Below are 16,846 nucleotides of genomic sequence, written 5' to 3'. Positions count from 1 at the left end.
TCCTTATTCATCTTCTAGCAACCAGCCGCGAACGACTTGAGCAGATAATTCTGGCTCGTTCGCAACTAATGCTCTGACAGCTTTTAACACATCTTCATCTTTGCGTAAATTTGGCAATTGCAATGAACCGTCGGCTGCGAAGCCTACTTGCGATTCATCAAATTCATCGCTTAGCATGGTCATTGGATCGTCGCCCAAGTCTAAGTCGGACTCGTCGAATTCATCATTTACAATATTGTTTTCTGGGAAAATCAGCTTCATCAGCATTGGACGTACAACAAAGAAGATCAAAACAATAATCACTAGTGCACCAAGCACCAGTTTCAAGATAGGCATAAAGCGCTCTTGTTCCCAAAATGGTTTTTCTTGTATCTCACCCAAGTCAATTCTATTGAAAGGAATGCTCACAACTTCTAACGAATCACCACGGGTAACATCAAAGCCAATACCCCCCTGTAACAATCTGCGGATATTGAGAAGCTCCTCTTGACTTTTTGGTGCTGAGCTTACCGTTCCATCTTCAGCCGTGACTGGCGTGTAGTCAACCGCTACCGATACGCTTAGACGACGGATCACGCCTGTCTGCTGCTTAGTATGGCTAATGGTAGTATCTAATTCATAATTGCGCGTCGACTCTTTGCTATTGCTTCCCGGCACCGGATTACCCATATTATCACCTACGGCATTTTCGGGGATGTTGGCGTCGAGTGGTGGTTGGTTTGATAGTGCACCCGGGATACCGGCTATGATATTCCCTACGTTATTTTGCTCCGAAATCATTTCACTGCGAACCGCTGGCAAATCAGGGTTAAATCGACGTTGAGTTTGCTCAACCGAAGTAAAATCCATGGTAACGTCAGCTTGCGCGGTATAATTTCCTAGTCCGAGTACAGGAATTAAAATTGAATCAATCTTCTCCATATACTCGGCTTCACGCTTTTTCTCTAGTTCGTATTCTTTTCGCGCCGCTGATGCTCCGGCATCTTGCGATCCAGAATTAAGCAAGCGACCATTGTTGTCGGTTACTGTAACACGAGAGGGCTCCATTCCCTGTACAGCGCTCGCCACAATATCAACAATTGCATCCACTTCTTCACCAGCCAGAACATTGCCACGACGAGCGGTTACGACAACAGTAGCACTTGCCTTCTTTTCTCTTCGCGCAAATACATTTTCCTTTGGCAATGCAAGTAACACCCTCGCACGACCAATTGCGTTCATCTCTTCAATGGTTCGAGCCAATTGCTGCTCTCGGGCATGCTTCAAGCGTTCCATTTCTACTCTCTGGCTAACACCAAATCCCATGTCTTGCATAATAATGTCGGTGCCTTGCGAAGCCTCATTGGAAATACCACTGCGGGCCATGCCAATTTTGACATCTTTGAATTGGCTTTCAACTATATATACCGTGTTACCTTCGAGTTTGTACTGAATTTCACTTTGATCAAGATAGTCTAAGGTTTCAATAAGCTCCTGAGTGGGCATTTGCGCTAGCGGGCGATAGGTAGGCTCTTTTGACCATAAAAAAACAAAAATGGCGATAGCAATACAAATAACTAAAGTGACAACTAAGGTGATTTGACGCACCATTTCTGTCGTGCCTAATTGGTCCATAAGACCAGACTTGGCGTCGTTGTTGTCGTCCCCAATATCCATGCCATCGGTGAGTGTGAGTTCTGTGCTTGCTGCTTCGGCCACGACTTAGTTCCTTAAACCGGCATGTTCATGATGGTTTTGTATGCTTCAAGTACTTTGTTTCTCACTTGAAGTGTCGCTTCAAATGCAATGCCGGCTTTTTCTTTGGCAATCATCACCTCAGCTAAACTGAGGTTAGTATCACCCATATCAAATGACTTTTGCATTTCACGCGACGTTCGTTGCATATCGTTCACGTTGTTAACCGCTTGACTCAACATATCAGAAAATTGGCTAGCCGAAGCATTGCCTTTTACCCCGGGAACGTCCATCGAGACAGGCGACTGACTTGGTTTAACCGTACCAATCATTGCCTGCATTTCCTGATAAATTGAATTTGCTTTAATGTCCATCAGACTGCCTCAATACTCTCATGTTGAATTGCATCACTCATGGGTAAAACACGTTATGTGTCAAAAACACCGTGGTGATGCATGCTAATAACATGATTTTGCAAATACAATGCCAAGAAATTTATTTCATATTTAACAATGACTTACAGGATTTTAAGAAAGAGGGTTTATGAAGTGACAAAAAAATGCCGCTAAAGGCTAGCGGCATATAAGGGTGACATCCTGTCTACTGCTTACAAACAAGCATTGGGAAAATGTTGGCAAGTGCCTAAATTTGAGTTAACCCGGAACTTCAATACCTGAGTCACGCATTCTTGCGAGCTTATAACGCAAAGTGCGCGGACTAATACCAAGCTTCTCAGCAACGTCTTTTCGTTTACCATTGAAGGCTTGGAGTGCGTCCAAAATTATTTGATGCTCTTGAGAGCGGAGTTCCGACCCTAATAAATTCTTATCGGCAGAATGCATATTTTCTTCAGTACTTTCACTATTCATTCCCGCACTTCCGTAACTCTGCATTGCACTAGTGATAACCGTGCTTCGCTCGACGTTGTGTGCTGCTTCGATCATCAAATCATCACTATCAATGTTCCCTTCTTCACTTAAGATAAGAGCACGTTGAATCACATTTTCAAGTTCTCGCACATTACCGGGCCAGGTGTGTTGCATCAATTTATGTTGAGCTGCTAATGAAATTTCTGGCGCAGCAATACCTTGTGACGCCGCATGACGCTGAATGAGATGTTTTGCTAGCGGGATAATATCGCCAATTCGCTGCGCAAGAGGTTGCCAAGTGATCGGGAATACATTCAAGCGATAATACAAGTCTTCACGGAATTTGCCCTCATCAACAGCAAGTTTTAAATCTCTATTACTAGTTGCAATGACACGCACATTCAAAGCAATGGTTTTTCGACCCCCTAAACGCTCAACTTCACGCTCTTGCAAAACGCGCAACAATTTTGCTTGTAACGCTAGGTCCATTTCAGTAATTTCATCTAACAACAAAGTGCCATCTTGCGCTTGCTCAAACTTGCCAGGGCAGGCTTGAACTGCGCCGGTAAACGCTCCCTTTTCATAGCCAAACAGGGTTGCTTCCAGCATATTTTCAGGAATGGCAGCACAGTTAATTGCGACAAAAGTCTTATTACATCTGCGACTCTGATCGTGAATATAGCGTGATAATACTTCTTTACCCGAACCGCTCGGCCCCAGTACCATCACCGTAGCTTCTGATTTCGCGACCTTACGAGATAGCTCTAGCATTTTGATGCTATTTGGGTCAGCGACGATGGGTGTTTTCGACTCAACTTTCTGAGCTGGCGCATAACGCCCCACTAAGTTAAGTAGAACTTCAGGTGCAAATGGCTTCGACAAGTAATCTGTTGCACCGTCTCGCATTGCTTGAATTGCATCATCAATATTGGCGAAGGCGGTCATTAATATGAGCGGTAGCTTCGGATATTTAGCCTTAACGCTTTTGAGTAGGTCGAGTCCACTCATAGACCCCATTTGAATATCGCTAACAACAAGGTCGAAAACGTTGTCCGACAGTTTTATCATGGCATTTTCAGCACTATCTACCGGTGTTACTTCATAGCCGCCTAGCAAAAGCGTGTCAACTAATGCCTCTCTCAAACCATGATCATCTTCAACAATGAGTATTTTAGTTTTGCTCATAGCGCTTCTCCAACACCTGTGTCAGGACTTTTTGAGCACGCTCGCTGAGCTTGGGCCATGCCACTGTGAATTTTGGTCACAGACGTACACGCACTCATACAAGGCAACTTCATCGTAAAGCATGCCCCCTTATCCTCGTTATTTTCAGCTTCAATCGATCCACGATGTGACTTTACTACCGATTTAACAACCGCTAGTCCCAAACCTGTTCCTTGAGTCTTCGTTGTGAAAAAGGGCTCAAATATTTTATCAAGTTTATCTTGCGATAAGCCACAACCCTGATCCTTTACCCGAATGCGTATGAAGTTCATTGCGCCCTCTTCTACGACGTCACAATTAACCTCAACGATATCCCCTGGTTTTGATACCTGAATAGCGTTGTGAAACAAATTGCTCAGCGCACCGGAAAGTGCCGTTTCATTGCCCATTAGCTCAGCGTCTAAAGGTCTTTTATCAAGTTTAAGATGCACAGATTTTGCCGCCAACAATGCATCAACTGACTCTGAACTGTTTACAAGCAGTTGCCACAAAGTAAGCGGTGCTACGATTTGCTGTTCACCACTTTTTGCGAATAAGAGCATATCGTTCACTTGGCTCTCTAAGTCTTTTAGCCTGTTTTGCAAGTTGGTGGTAAAACGCTCCGCCATATCATTGTCTAGGTTTAACGAACGCAAATTGGCCGCGTACAACATCGCTGAAGATAAGGGTGTGCGAACTTGATGAGCCAATGAGGCGACCATTTTACCAAGAGAAGACAAGCGCTGGAGGTGACTAATTCGGCTTTGCATTTCTCGAGTTTCGGTTAAGTCGGTAACAACAATGAGTTGCCCTTTCTCCTCAACAAGCGGGGTAATAGATAACTTTACTTTTCTGCCATCACGCAAGGATACTTCATGACCGTCATCTGCTTGAGGCTTGAATGAACGTTTGATAATTTCCCGCCACAGCTCTTTTTCCAATGGCTCGCCAAGCAATTCAACAGCCTGTTCATTGGCCTGTTTAATGCGTCCAAATTGGTCTAGTACTATAACGCCAGCAGGCATGACTTCGAGTAAATGGGAGAGCTGTTTTGCTTTATTCTTTAGCTCCTCAACTGAGTCGCCATTTTCAAAGGGTGCGGCGTCGACTTTTGCTCTGCTACCTACACTGATTATAGAACTTGGCTTCAATAAACTCTGCGGTTTAAAAGCAAAGTCAGGGTGAGAACCAACAGAAAATTGGTTTTGTGGCTCTACTACAAAAAAGTGATTGTTCATGTGCGACATAATCCTACTCTTACCTCAACTACTGGATGTGTATGGGCTTATAGGATGAGGTAATGCATGAGCTATGCCAGTTTTAAGCTTACTCTAAGCTATTGTTTTACATGATTTTTATTGGTATTTTATCAGTAGATACAACTGTCAAGAAAATGACTGAGTAAGAAAATAGTGCTACAGATTTGGCTATGATATTAACGTAGAAGACAACAAAAAATTATATAGTGAGGGGCGCTTAGCCTCTCACTATTTCATATTTTCTCATCTTCTCAACGAGCGTCGTGCGTCGCATACCTAGCTGATCTGCGGCTCTGGCAACAACCCAGTCTTGCTGGTCAAGTGCTTGCGTAATTAAGTTTATCTCAAGTTCAGACAAATACTCTTTAAGATTAACACCGTCTGAAGGCAACGCCGTACTGAGCATACCTACTTGGGCTCCTTCTGCTTCAATGTCTTGCTGGGATACAAAGAGCTCATTTAGGGCCTCACGTTCTTGTTGCTCTTCAGGTAAACTGCTGACCGCCTTAGGAATATCACCATATTGGTATTTAAGCGGAAGTTCTTTGATACCAACAACCTTGGTTGGATAGAGTATTGCCAAGCGCTCAACCAAGTTTGATAACTCGCGCACATTTCCAGGCCAGTGATGTGACATCAGTGAGCGTAATGCTTCATCATTAAAACGAACAGTATTTTCGTTGTCATTCTCTAGGCGGTGTGCTAATTCTTGCAACAACAATGGAATATCAGGCGCACGATCCCGCAATGCAGGACTCTCAATTGGAAAAACATTGAGGCGATAAAAGAGATCTTCTCTGAATTTACCGTCGTTTATCATGTTCTCTAAGTTACGGTGTGTGGCGGCCACTATTCTTACATCGCAAGAAAGGGTTTTTGTCCCGCCTACTCGCTCAAATATCCGCTCTTGCAATACGCGCAGCAACTTAACTTGCATTTGCAGTGGCATATCGCCTATTTCGTCAAGGAATAACGTGCCACCCTCAGCCAGTTCAAAACGCCCTTTACGTGAGCCAATTGCCCCCGTGAATGCTCCCTTTTCATGGCCAAACAACTCACTTTCAAGAAGCTCTCCAGGAATCGCACCGCAGTTTACCGGAATGAAGGGGCCTTTCTGTCGCTTCGACATGTAATGAATATTACGGGCAATAACTTCCTTACCTGTGCCCGACTCCCCAAGGATAAGCACATTCGCTTCGGTTGGAGCGACTTGCTCTATTAATGAGCGTACCTCTTGAATACCTTCACTTTTTCCAACAAGTGAACGGAAAAGGCGTGTCTTACCAGCATTAGAAGATAAAGCGGGGGTATTTAAACGATGAAAATCTTGGCACTTATTTAGCAATTCAGTAAGTGCTGGCATTGTTACCGGCTCGAATAAAGACCCTAACAGGTTTTTGAAGTTCTTTTCGCCGCTTAATTGAAAGCCAATGTTAATAAAAGGAATTGAGTGGAACTTTTCAATAACGTCTTCTGCTAACTCTGGTATTTCACCGTCGATCAGCACAGTCACTAAATTGGGTTTAGTCTCTATGGTTTTTACACAGTGCTGGTATTCGCTGTGACTGCAAGCCTCACCCATAAAAGTCAGTATCACATTCAGATTATTTTTACGAACTTCGTTGTCGCTGATAATCAGAATTTCTTTCATTGCTACCCCAGTTTTTGGATACAAAAGTGCGTTAAGTCTTTCTTAGATCTCAAATAATATACCTACATGGTATCTGATAACAAACGGATTACCATAAAAAAAAGCGGCTAAGCCGCTTTTTTTACCATCATTTGTCTTAAAGTGCGCGGTGACTAGCCTAAAAGCGCCAACACTTGGCCTTGTTGTTGATTTGCCTGACTTTGTACCGTCAAGGAAGCTTGGCCTTGAATTTGAGCAGCAGCCAATTCACTGGTGGCCTGTGCAAAATCGAGGTCTTGTAAACGACTCTGAGCAGCCTGAGTATTAATTGTTGATTCTGTCAGTATTCTGGCAGCCGAGGCAAATTGATTTTGACTTGCCCCTAAGTCGCCGCGAAAGCCTCCGATCGTCTCTATAGAACTGTCGGCGATGTCGAGCGCTTGTTGTCGCGATGCAGCATCTGTAACGTCGATACTGAGTAAGTCACTGATAGAACTCGTCACATCGGGCGTATCAACACTTATACTGCTACCCGATGCTGAGCTAAGAAAACGTAAACCGGAGTCCTCACCTTGATTACCCGACAACAGCGGTTTACCGGCAAAATTGGTTTGCTCAACCGTTAATGAGATATTCTCTTGCAACGCCGATATTTCACTTTGCAGTGCTTTTCTATCGGCATCGTTTAACGCCCCATTGCCTGCTTGTACGGTTAATTCACGTATACGATTCGCATCTTCATTAATATTTGCCAAACCTGATTCAGCAACTTGCGCTAAAGAGATACCATCATAGGCATTGGCTATAGCTTGTTGATTGCCTTGAGTTTGAGAGCTTAGTCGGTCGATAATTAATTGGGCAGCAACATCATCTGACGCTTTATTTACCTGCTTTCCAGAAGCTAGTTTCTCAAGTAAGCTGCTTTGCTTTTCTTGAATTTGTTGTAGTAGCCCTGTATTGGCCGAACCATCTAACTTAATCATTTATCTCTCCTAACCTGTCTGCAACTTACAAGGATTGCTGGTTGACTCTATGTTATCGGCAGGTGTTGAGCTGACTTGAGTGATTTTTTGAATAAAATTGAAAATAAATCATAAGGCATTGATTTAACTAACTTTAAAACTAAGCTCTAAAAAGTTTCAGCACTTTTTAGCTCTGTAATGCTCCAGTCAGGTTTAGGAGTTCTCCAATCACCGTAATGACGGGTTAAATAGGCATCTGCATTTGCTGGTATCGGCCATGCATAGTCACCACAGCTGAAGTCGATTATTGACTCAGTATAAGAGGACGGTATATTAATACCGCGTGAAGCTAAGCTATGGTCGCTGCGTCCACCACCAACATATTTCACAAAAAAATCAATTGATGGCAGTTTCGTATTACTCTCGCATACCACTTTAAATGAACGAACCGCATCCTTTGGCACATTGCCAAAAGTTTGGCTTGCGTAGTGAACCTGATACTGCCAAGTCTGCTTAGTCAATGTGTGTAAATCATTAACAAGCTTGGCTAAATTCTTTTGTATGTTTTCCACATCACGGGAATTTACCGCTAGATCTAAATCGTCATCCCAAGGAATTAATTTCTGATCCCGGTAAATACCTAATAAAGTGCCTGCGTCAAGATAGTGGCTTACCTTTAATGCTCGCAAAAAATTAACACAACATTGCAAGACATCTAGAGCAATCTCGGCTTTTTCTTTGTCGTCAGCAAAGGTCGTAACAGCCAACATTCGGGCCGCTAGGGGCTGAATTTGCGCCTGTTCAATAAAGCCCTCCGCCAACAGATGCTGCTGTATCTGTTCAGTATATTCACTGGCAATAAATAGCTTGATATGTGGTTTATTTTTAAGAATATCAGGGGAGCTAATCGTTAAACCAAGTAGAGACTCACCATGCTTTTTCACATCTGAGTCAATAAAGCCTTTGATATCATAGCTAGCCTTAAGATTCTCAAGTGCATTTTTACCAGCCGTACCGGCTCCGTAGATATAATATTGTTCTGGTGTTTTATTCGACATTTGTTAATTCACTCAATAATGCGTATCCATCCCAATGAAAACTAAAGTCCAAGGCTTGACCAAGCGCTTGAATTCGGAAGTTACGATGCTGAAGCTCCTCTGATAGCCTCTGTAATAGGGTTTGCACGGGAGATTCGGCTAGCTCCGAAGCACGATTTTCAACTATTTCATTTACCAAATTCGATATTGCGATAGTCTGCAGCTTATCCGGCGAACAAGTGCTCAACTCAGTAAACAACTCATCAATACTGCCAATACGTCGAATATAAAAGAGACCATTACCCGTATGATAGTCCAGCAAGTCGCTTGAGAGAGCCTTAAGTTTGATGGCGGAAACATTGCGCAATTGCACAATTTGGTCGCGCTGAGTGATGAGTTTTCGCGCAGCTAAACTTTGAATACTGACTAAATGTTCATTTGCACGGTTATTTTGTGCCCAATCATTTTTGTCAGCTAGCGCCATTACATTTAAGTCAGATAATAGCGCCTCGATGGATTGCTCTTTATTACTCGCAACTGGCTTATGTCTTTTTGTATTCGATAAGTCATGAATATCGTCATCAATCACAAAGAGTACCCGAGGTGATGAGCATGCTTGTTGCTGAAATGCTTGTGTATCTCGCCATAAGAGGTTTGCTATTTTTCTTGGCTCTGTATAAAGCTCCGCTTGCGTTAGCACAGCAATAGAGTATTTATCAGAAAAGCAAAAATCGCGACAACTTGCTTTACAGGGGTTACCTTTAATAAGCGCGACACTTTGATCACCGCCCCATATCATTCGCGCATCAGCAATTTTTGATAGTCGCATACTAAAATCTGAGTGCTTGTCGTAACCAATAAAGATATTTCTCTCGGCTATTTTTGCGTATTTCGCCTCTGCAAAAAGCTCGTTAAGCAAGGTTAGTAGTAATATCTTGCTCTGCGATTCATGACTGGCAACTCGTACAATGTTCTTGTTGCCCAGTAACACTGAAGCCAACCAGCTATATATAAACATGGTATCCACATTGGCCGGGCTGAAATGCACTACCGTTCCCAATGGTTTACTTGTTGTTTTGGGCTTAGCATCGGCGTTCGCTTCTATATTAGAAGTCGAGATGCCCTCTTGAATTTTTCTATCAAGATTGGGCTTACGTAACCAAAAACCCAAGGCAACCAACTCTGGCACCGAATTAAAACGCTTATCTTTCATTAATAACGAAGAAAGACTGGCTAAAAACTCAAAGGTAAGCGCATCGAAGCAAGCAAAGCTGCTTTGCTGAGTAAAATCCTCGAGCCAAGCTTCCACCCCCACCTGAGATACATATTCAACTTTTTTGGGAGCTAGTAAATTGATCTTATTCATGCGTATCACTGCACCCGCGAACTTCGGCTTTTGGAAGACGTCCTAGCACTTCAAAGTATTTACCTTTCCAGCCACACAAGCAGTTGTCTTCACCTAATATACGCCCCATATCTTCAGTTAACAAAGAATGCCCAGGGTAACTTGTGGGTAGCGCAGAAAGCACTTGTATTAGCCCCACCTCTCCTTGCTTACTAACTTCAAAAGTGTATGGGTCACGGATGATCAGATCAGCCATATTCGGTGCATGCAAATGCCCATGCGAACACTCTACAAAAATACTGCCAACTTGCTCTGCCATCCCATAAAAGTTATGTACATGAGCACCCTCTACTATTTGCGCGCAAGCTTGCTTAAAAGCCTTGTTATCGACTTTTTCTGACTCTAGCTTTTTCCAACCGCCACTATGCACAATAAGCGCTTTACGCGCCGAGAATTGCTTATTTTCTTTCTCTGCCGCTTTGATTAAATAAAGCCAAATCATGAAAGTAAAGCCAAATATAAGTACATCACTGTTGGCATGCTCGGTGAAAAATGCCTCAATCGCCGGCCAATTGGGCGTCATATCATCGTGCAAAGCGTACACATGTTTGCGGCCAAAAAATGACAAACCTTGAATACCCGCTGTTCTTGCACTGAAGCCTTTTCGTCCTTTTGCCACAGCCTCAGTATCGACAATCAACATGGGCAAGCGCTGTTTACCCAAGATACTTTGCATAATGTTCACTAGGGTTTTTGACTGCCTAGCACTGGTTTCTTGGTCTAACAATATACGCGCAGGGCTTTGGCCTGTGGTACCTGAGGAGCTCAATACTTTGAAAATATCAGCCTTATTTATACTGGCCAATTCAAATTGCTTGAACAAACGAACCGCCAAGAACGGGAGTGACGGCAGTTGGCGTTCATCCTGTTGGGCGTTTTCAGCTAGTACATCATGTTCATTAGCATCAATTTTCCCAAACTCGCCACTGATACCACAAATATTTGCATAATCAGAGCAACGCTGACTGTGCATATCATGCAATAAGCTCACATTTTCAGAAAGCAAGGCATCTTTATCTTTTGCTACCAACGAAAAGGCAGGATGCGCTAGTAAGGAAGTAAAAGAACTATTGTGTTTTTCGCTAAGCTGTTTCAGCGTGGGTTCAAACTTGGGCTCAGCTTTGGGTGACGTGGTATTGCTGTCGCCCGTAGTATTTTGACTATCAAGTATGGAAAGCAAGCTTGCGTAATCCACCTTGCCATTATTTGTAAGCGGTAAATTTGGCATGAAATGATAGCGACAGAACTTGCTATGAATACCGAAAGACTTGAGCACTGGCTTGCAGATATCAACCAGGTCTTTTTCGATCCCTTGCTCTTCGCGGCCGCCATTACTCTGCGTGATAGCGCTAAAGTTCTCCCCAGCAAACACAATATCTAAACGACTATCGTTGCCTGAACTGCAAACAACAAGCGTTTGCTTAGCGTCAAGTGTCGATTTCTCTATCGCTGTTAATAGACGGGTGTCAATGTCATCTAAGCTGATACGTTCGCCAGCAAGCTTAATAATACGTTTGAGTCGACCCGTGATGAAAATGTCACCGTCGCTGTCGACTCTGGCTAGGTCGCCGGTTCGAAGCATTTTTTGTTTTACAGGGGCGTCGAGGCTTTTAGCATTATCTGCCTGCAGCGAAGCATGGATGAAAACCCCATTGTCGGCCATCAAAGCGCTGCCCGATAAGTCATTAATACCTCGCGCATAGTTAAGCATCACATTTTCACCAGAAAATACGAGCTCTCCCTTGAGTTGGCTTGCAGCACTTGATTGAATGTCGTGAAGATGATTCTGCTCATCAAGCAGATAAAACTGTGTATCCGGTATGGCCCTGCCAATAGTATCAGGCTTTAACACGAGCTTGTCGGTGTTTGCGAAGCCCATCCTTGCGGTCGCCTCGGTTTGCCCGTACATGACAAAAAATGCTTTATGGTGCCGCTGTGCATAAGAGGCCAATTGACTAATTTTACTCGCCGCCAGCTTCCCACCTGCTTGTGTGAAATAACGCAGTGAAGGTAAGTCTTTTTCGGTAAATTTCATTTTCAATAACATGTCATAGCTGTGAGGCACACCGCCAAAGCTACTTACCTTATATTGTTCGAGCTGCTGCCAAAACTCTCTTTGCATACACGAGTATGACGTCATCAGAATGGCCGCTCCAACCGCTAAATGGGTATTGATGATAGAGAGGCCATAGGAGTAATGAAATGGCAAAGTCGTCATGCAAATATCGCTGTTTTCTATGGGGAGATAAGCACATATACTCATTGTGTTTGCTGCCATGTTGCGGTAGGAAATGACCACTTGTTTGCTAGCTCCAGTACTTCCTGAAGTATTTAACAAAAGGGCAACAGAGTCATGAATATCAACCTTGTTGCGACTCCCAGCATTGATACCAGCTTGGCTACTCTCGGCAAGGCAAAGATAATCGTCAAAAAGTACCGCACTGAGATGATAATCTTGCACGATACTTTGCTGTGCTAACTCGCTCCAAGTGCGTCCTGTAGAAGCTACAAATACGATAACTTGGCGCAACTGCAGTAGAGCTAAGTAGCTAACTAAAGTATTGAGGGTATTTTGAGCCACCATTCCGATAGTTTGTTTATGCTTACCTAATGCCAAAACCAGCTCTTCTTTTCTATTGTCGACAAGTTTGGCAAGTTCGATATAGCTCAGTTGTTGCCCATCGCTAATGACAGCAAGCGCATCTCCATGCTTGGAAATGTCATCAAAAAAATAGGGAGGGCTACTTTGATTGCTGGTCATGACCGCCTCGCTTTATATCGACATCATGCCGTCGATGCGGATTGTTTGCCCAGTTATGTAGGCACTTTGAGCGCTCAAAAGATGCATAATGGTGGCTGCAACATCTTCTGGCTGCCCCTCGCGCCCTACAGCAATATTATTGATAACCGACGCTCGTTTAGCAGCGCTATAATCATGTGTTAATTGGGTGTTGATAAAACCTGGCGCAACTGCGTTAACACGAATATTTAAAGGTGCTAACTCCTTCGCCGCCGATTTTGTCATGCCTAAGAGCGCAGCTTTACTCGCGCTGTAAGCAACCTGACCGGGTGCGCCATCTAAGCCGATAACTGAACTAACATTCACAATCGAGCCCTGCTTGTTTTTAGTCATTAAGCGACTAGCTAACTGCAAATGTAGAAAGCTAGCTCGAACATTGACTAGCATTTGCATGTCGAAATCGTCGAGTGATGTCATGCCTAAGAGGCTATCCTTCATTAAACCAGCGTTATTCACTAAGCCGACCAGCTCATAAGGTGACTTTTTAATTTGAGCGAAAGCCGCTTTAACCTGTTTTGAATCAGATACATCGTACTCAAGAAGGGTAAGCAAATCAGCGCTTTGGGCAACATTATTAAGACCGGAACTCTGTAAGGCCTCTCGCAAGCGTTCCTGCCCTTCTTGCTTATTGCGCATCGCAGCGAACACATGCCAGCCTTGCTTCACGCATGCTATAACGCACGCGCGGCCTATTCCACCGGCGGCGCCAGTAATTAATATTGCAGCCTGTTCGAGCGGAACTCGTGGCTCTGAAGATCCCTCGATAGGCTTAGAAGCTGATATCATATTTTTGCAAGATTTCTTTTGCTTTAGCTACTGAGCTCATATCAATAATGTCGTCAGTATCTAGCATGATGTCAAACTGGTCTTCTAGCTCAGCGATTAATATCATGTGCGCAGTAGAGTCCCATTCCTCGATACTATTATAGGCAAGCTCATCGCTTATTTGTTTTTCGTCAATGTCTAATGCGCTTACAAAAGCCGCGTTAAGTTGTTCTATCGTTGACACTTTTGTTTCTCCTCAAGCTATTGAAATTTGGCGAGCTCAAACAGCTAATTCTTTTTAGCAGGTCGAGACAGAAACTGCCTTATTTTAGCAGTCGCCCGTAAATAGTCTTCTTCCTGCAAGGTCATTTTTATCCATGGGTGTTTTTCACTCCCAGCCACATGATCATGGCTAGACTTTTGGCTATCTTGCTCATCGCTTGAGCTTAACTTATAACCTAGCTTTGCGTTGTAAGCTAAGGCTTGGTGATTATTCGCATGCACTGTGGCACATATTCTTTTCACCTTAAGCTCCTTGAAACAATAATCGTTCAACACCAAGCTAGGAGCAAAAGCGAGTATATTTCCACGATAACGTTCATGGCCTATATATAAGCCAGGCTCCACTTCGCTCGCCTTAGAAAGACTTAGCGCCTCGGTAGTGATATTAGCCGAACCAATGAGTTCGGCTTTATAGCAAATAGCAAAGTACTGTGACTGAATAGCGATGCTATCAGAAGTACAATGCTGTGCTGCCTTAGAATCAATATCGGCATTATTCAACTGCACAATAGAAGAAAACCACCTTCTATGATCATCCATGCTAATAATGCTTTGCGACTTCATCATAGAACGAATATCTTCGCGGTTTCGCCACCTAAGCAGATCTGACAAGTCTTCCTCGTTTATCGGCCTCAATACTACGCCGAAGCCTGAAAGGTGAGTCATCATCACGTTTCTTCCTTATGCGTATTAGTAACAATAGCGGCGATAGCATCAAGAATATTCTCAGTACCAAAACGCTGATGCTCCTCGCGCATGGCCTTCATTGTATTAATAGCAGCTTGTTGCTGAGCATTGAGGTGCTTCGCATCGTGATATTTTGCTATCAGCGATTTAGCCAAACCTTTGTAGTCAACCGTGGCACTGTCACGCCAATCTAGCACACTTGCCCAGCCTTGCTGTTGAGCAATAGCTGTTGCAGGAGCTTGATTGTCGGCTACCACTACAAGAAAGCTGGGGGTGTAGCAGTGCAAGAGTTCAAATTGACTCCCGCCTGCCGCACTAATTGCCAAACGGCTATGTAACATAAGTTCTGCCATATCTTGAGCATCATGAATATATTGCACAGGCATGCTTAAGGCCAATCTCTTATCCAGCTCTCCTGGCACTTCCAACGTTTGACAACCAATCATACGCTGTAAGTCGTTATGGTGCTGATAGGCAACGCCACTTACCACGCGAACAGGAATATCACATTCAATTTCACTTAAGGCTATTAACAGCGCCAAGGTATGGTTTTCTGTGTCAGCGCCGCCGAAACATATCAGTAAGGAATGACGCCGGTTTACGGGTAGTTCTGGCAGAGACATAAATTCACTTCGAAGTGACATAAATCCAGAACCTAGGCATAGTTTGCTATTTGCTGCGTTTCTTTCATAACCCAAGCTTTTAGCTGACTCGGCACCGTTGACTATCATATCGGCGACATGATTTGGGAAATCTGTTATGCAGTTGATATCATCAAAGTAGACAAGCGGTACGGAGCCAGTTCGCGTCACTTTTTTACCCAGCTCACTTTTTAATTTGCTCTGGTAATTAACAGTATATTGATAGCCATCTAGTACAAGTGCTGCGTTTGCATCACTATCCAAGCGTGACACTATTAGCTCAACTATTTGATGAAGTTCATCTTCTTGAGGAAGTGCCTCGTCAATAACCAGTGTTGAGCCTAAGAACGCATGCCGAGTGTGCAGAAATTTAGCGCTTTCGGCACTACAAATGAAGTTAACTGCAATTTGATTATCAAGGGCAACTTGCGCTAGCGCAAAGCATCGCATTAAATGCCCCAAGCCAACTTTTTTGTTACCTTCAACCCGAAAGAATAATTGCATCGTCTTAGCCGTTATTTTTTAAGTCATTCTTATTGTCTGAAGCGACACTAATAGTACGCCAAGTTAATGGCGTTCCAATTGGCATATCACAGCGGGCTATGGCCCCCACAACAGTGTCAAGATGCTTAGGTGCTAGCCCATGCGCTGGACGCACAATTTTTATGTCACTGCGTGCAATCATTTGGCCTTTTTCAATCGGCTGACTCACATAAATTGAACGACGGTATTGTTTGGATTTTTCTTCCGCTTTGCTGCCACCATAGGTCACTTGTCCGAGCGCTAAATGCACCCGCTCAGTTTCGGCAACTAAACTTTTAAGTTCATCGGGCTCCATTGAAAATTCGGCATCAACACCACCAGCATCGCGCGATAAAACAAAGTGCTTTTCAATCACCGATGCGCCAAAGGCCACACTTGCAACCGATACCCCTATTCCTGCGGTATGGTCCGACAGACCCACTTGCACATCAAAAGTAGTTCGCATATTGGGAATGGTGACAAGATTAGTATTCTCGGGTAATGCAGGATAAGTACTTGTGCACTTGAGCAATATAAGCTCTTTGCAGCCATGTGTTTTAGCAACTTTCACAGCCTCTTCAATTTCACTTACACTTGCCATGCCTGTCGACATAATCATCGGCCTCCCTTGCTGTGCAACCTTTCTGATAAGCGGAATATCGGTGAGCTCGAAAGATGCAATCTTATAACAAGGCACATCTAATGAAGCCAGAAAATCGACAGCATCTTCGTCAAATGGAGAGCTAAAAGCTAACATCCCCAATTTATTCGCTAGGGCAAAAAGCTCTCCGTGCCACTCATACGGTGTAGAAGCCTTGGCATATAAGTCGAACAACTTTTCACCTGCCCATAGGCTGTCCTTTTCCTGAATAACAAAATCACCAGCATCCACATCTAAGGTCATTGAACCCGCCGTGTAGGTTTGCAGTTTTATTGCATGTGCACCGGCCTTTCCCGCTTCAACCACCATCTTTTTAGCAAGTTCAAAATCCTGACTATGATTGCCGCTTAGCTCTGCAATGATGAAAGGTTTATGACCCTCTCCAATGTCAAAATAAAGATCATCCTTACCAATGCGAATAGTCGATTTACTGTTTTTCATGTCGTTGA

At 43.7% G+C, this 16,846-nt stretch carries 14 protein-coding genes; all 14 read right to left on the bottom strand.

Going from position 1 to position 16,846, the window contains the following annotated elements; translation table 11 throughout:
- Positions 1-3: 3 nt before the first annotated feature.
- Positions 4-1,698 (bottom strand): flagellar basal-body MS-ring/collar protein FliF, encoded by a 1,695-nt coding sequence (gene fliF, locus ISG33_RS02995; protein WP_195732063.1) that lies wholly within the window; start codon positions 1,696-1,698, stop codon positions 4-6.
- Positions 1,699-1,709: 11 nt separating this feature from the next.
- On the bottom strand, positions 1,710-2,048 hold the full coding sequence (gene fliE / locus ISG33_RS02990) for a flagellar hook-basal body complex protein FliE (protein ID WP_195732062.1): 339 nt from the start codon (positions 2,046-2,048) through the stop codon (positions 1,710-1,712).
- A 279-nt stretch (positions 2,049-2,327) separates the two neighbouring features.
- Positions 2,328-3,728, bottom strand: a complete 1,401-nt coding sequence (locus ISG33_RS02985; protein ID WP_195732061.1) for a sigma-54-dependent transcriptional regulator — start codon at positions 3,726-3,728, stop codon at positions 2,328-2,330.
- Positions 3,725-4,984, bottom strand: coding sequence for a sensor histidine kinase (locus tag ISG33_RS02980; protein ID WP_229333435.1), 1,260 nt, complete (start codon positions 4,982-4,984; stop codon positions 3,725-3,727). The genes ISG33_RS02985 and ISG33_RS02980 overlap by 4 nt, the downstream gene beginning before the upstream one ends.
- A gap of 238 nt (positions 4,985-5,222) precedes the next feature.
- Entirely contained in the window at positions 5,223-6,656 is a 1,434-nt protein-coding gene (locus tag ISG33_RS02975; RefSeq protein WP_195732059.1) for a sigma-54 dependent transcriptional regulator, read from the bottom strand.
- A 152-nt stretch (positions 6,657-6,808) separates the two neighbouring features.
- Positions 6,809-7,618: a flagellin gene (locus tag ISG33_RS02970; protein WP_195732058.1), complete on the bottom strand. Its 810-nt coding sequence runs from the start codon at positions 7,616-7,618 to the stop codon at positions 6,809-6,811.
- 146 nt (positions 7,619-7,764) lie between these two features.
- Positions 7,765-8,655: a LicD family protein gene (locus tag ISG33_RS02965; RefSeq protein WP_195732057.1), complete on the bottom strand. Its 891-nt coding sequence runs from the start codon at positions 8,653-8,655 to the stop codon at positions 7,765-7,767.
- Positions 8,645-10,000 (bottom strand): acyl-CoA reductase, encoded by a 1,356-nt coding sequence (locus ISG33_RS02960; RefSeq protein ID WP_195732056.1) that lies wholly within the window; start codon positions 9,998-10,000, stop codon positions 8,645-8,647. Before ISG33_RS02960 ends, ISG33_RS02965 begins: the two co-directional genes overlap by 11 nt.
- Positions 9,993-12,800, bottom strand: a complete 2,808-nt coding sequence (locus tag ISG33_RS02955) for a LuxE/PaaK family acyltransferase (RefSeq protein ID WP_195732055.1) — start codon at positions 12,798-12,800, stop codon at positions 9,993-9,995. Before ISG33_RS02955 ends, ISG33_RS02960 begins: the two co-directional genes overlap by 8 nt.
- Positions 12,801-12,812: 12 nt before the next feature.
- Entirely contained in the window at positions 12,813-13,625 is an 813-nt protein-coding gene (locus tag ISG33_RS02950; protein WP_195732054.1) for an SDR family NAD(P)-dependent oxidoreductase, read from the bottom strand.
- On the bottom strand, positions 13,609-13,848 hold the full coding sequence (locus ISG33_RS02945) for an acyl carrier protein (RefSeq protein WP_195732053.1): 240 nt from the start codon (positions 13,846-13,848) through the stop codon (positions 13,609-13,611). Before ISG33_RS02945 ends, ISG33_RS02950 begins: the two co-directional genes overlap by 17 nt.
- Positions 13,849-13,892: 44 nt before the next feature.
- Entirely contained in the window at positions 13,893-14,555 is a 663-nt protein-coding gene (locus ISG33_RS02940; RefSeq protein ID WP_195732052.1) for a GNAT family N-acetyltransferase, read from the bottom strand.
- Complete coding sequence (gene pseG / locus ISG33_RS02935) at positions 14,555-15,718, bottom strand: UDP-2,4-diacetamido-2,4,6-trideoxy-beta-L-altropyranose hydrolase (protein WP_195732051.1); 1,164 nt, start codon at positions 15,716-15,718, stop codon at positions 14,555-14,557. Before pseG ends, ISG33_RS02940 begins: the two co-directional genes overlap by 1 nt.
- A gap of 4 nt (positions 15,719-15,722) precedes the next feature.
- The gene (gene pseI, locus ISG33_RS02930) at positions 15,723-16,838 is read right to left on the bottom strand and encodes a pseudaminic acid synthase (RefSeq protein WP_370545300.1); all 1,116 of its coding nucleotides are present in this window, start codon (positions 16,836-16,838) and stop codon (positions 15,723-15,725) included.
- Positions 16,839-16,846 lie beyond the last annotated feature (8 nt).

The organism is Marinibium conchae (assembly GCF_015595035.1).
In the GTDB taxonomy this organism is placed as follows: domain Bacteria; phylum Pseudomonadota; class Gammaproteobacteria; order Enterobacterales; family Alteromonadaceae; genus Glaciecola.
Note: the sequence above shows the minus strand (reverse complement) of the source record. Positions and strands in the feature narration are given on the sequence as shown.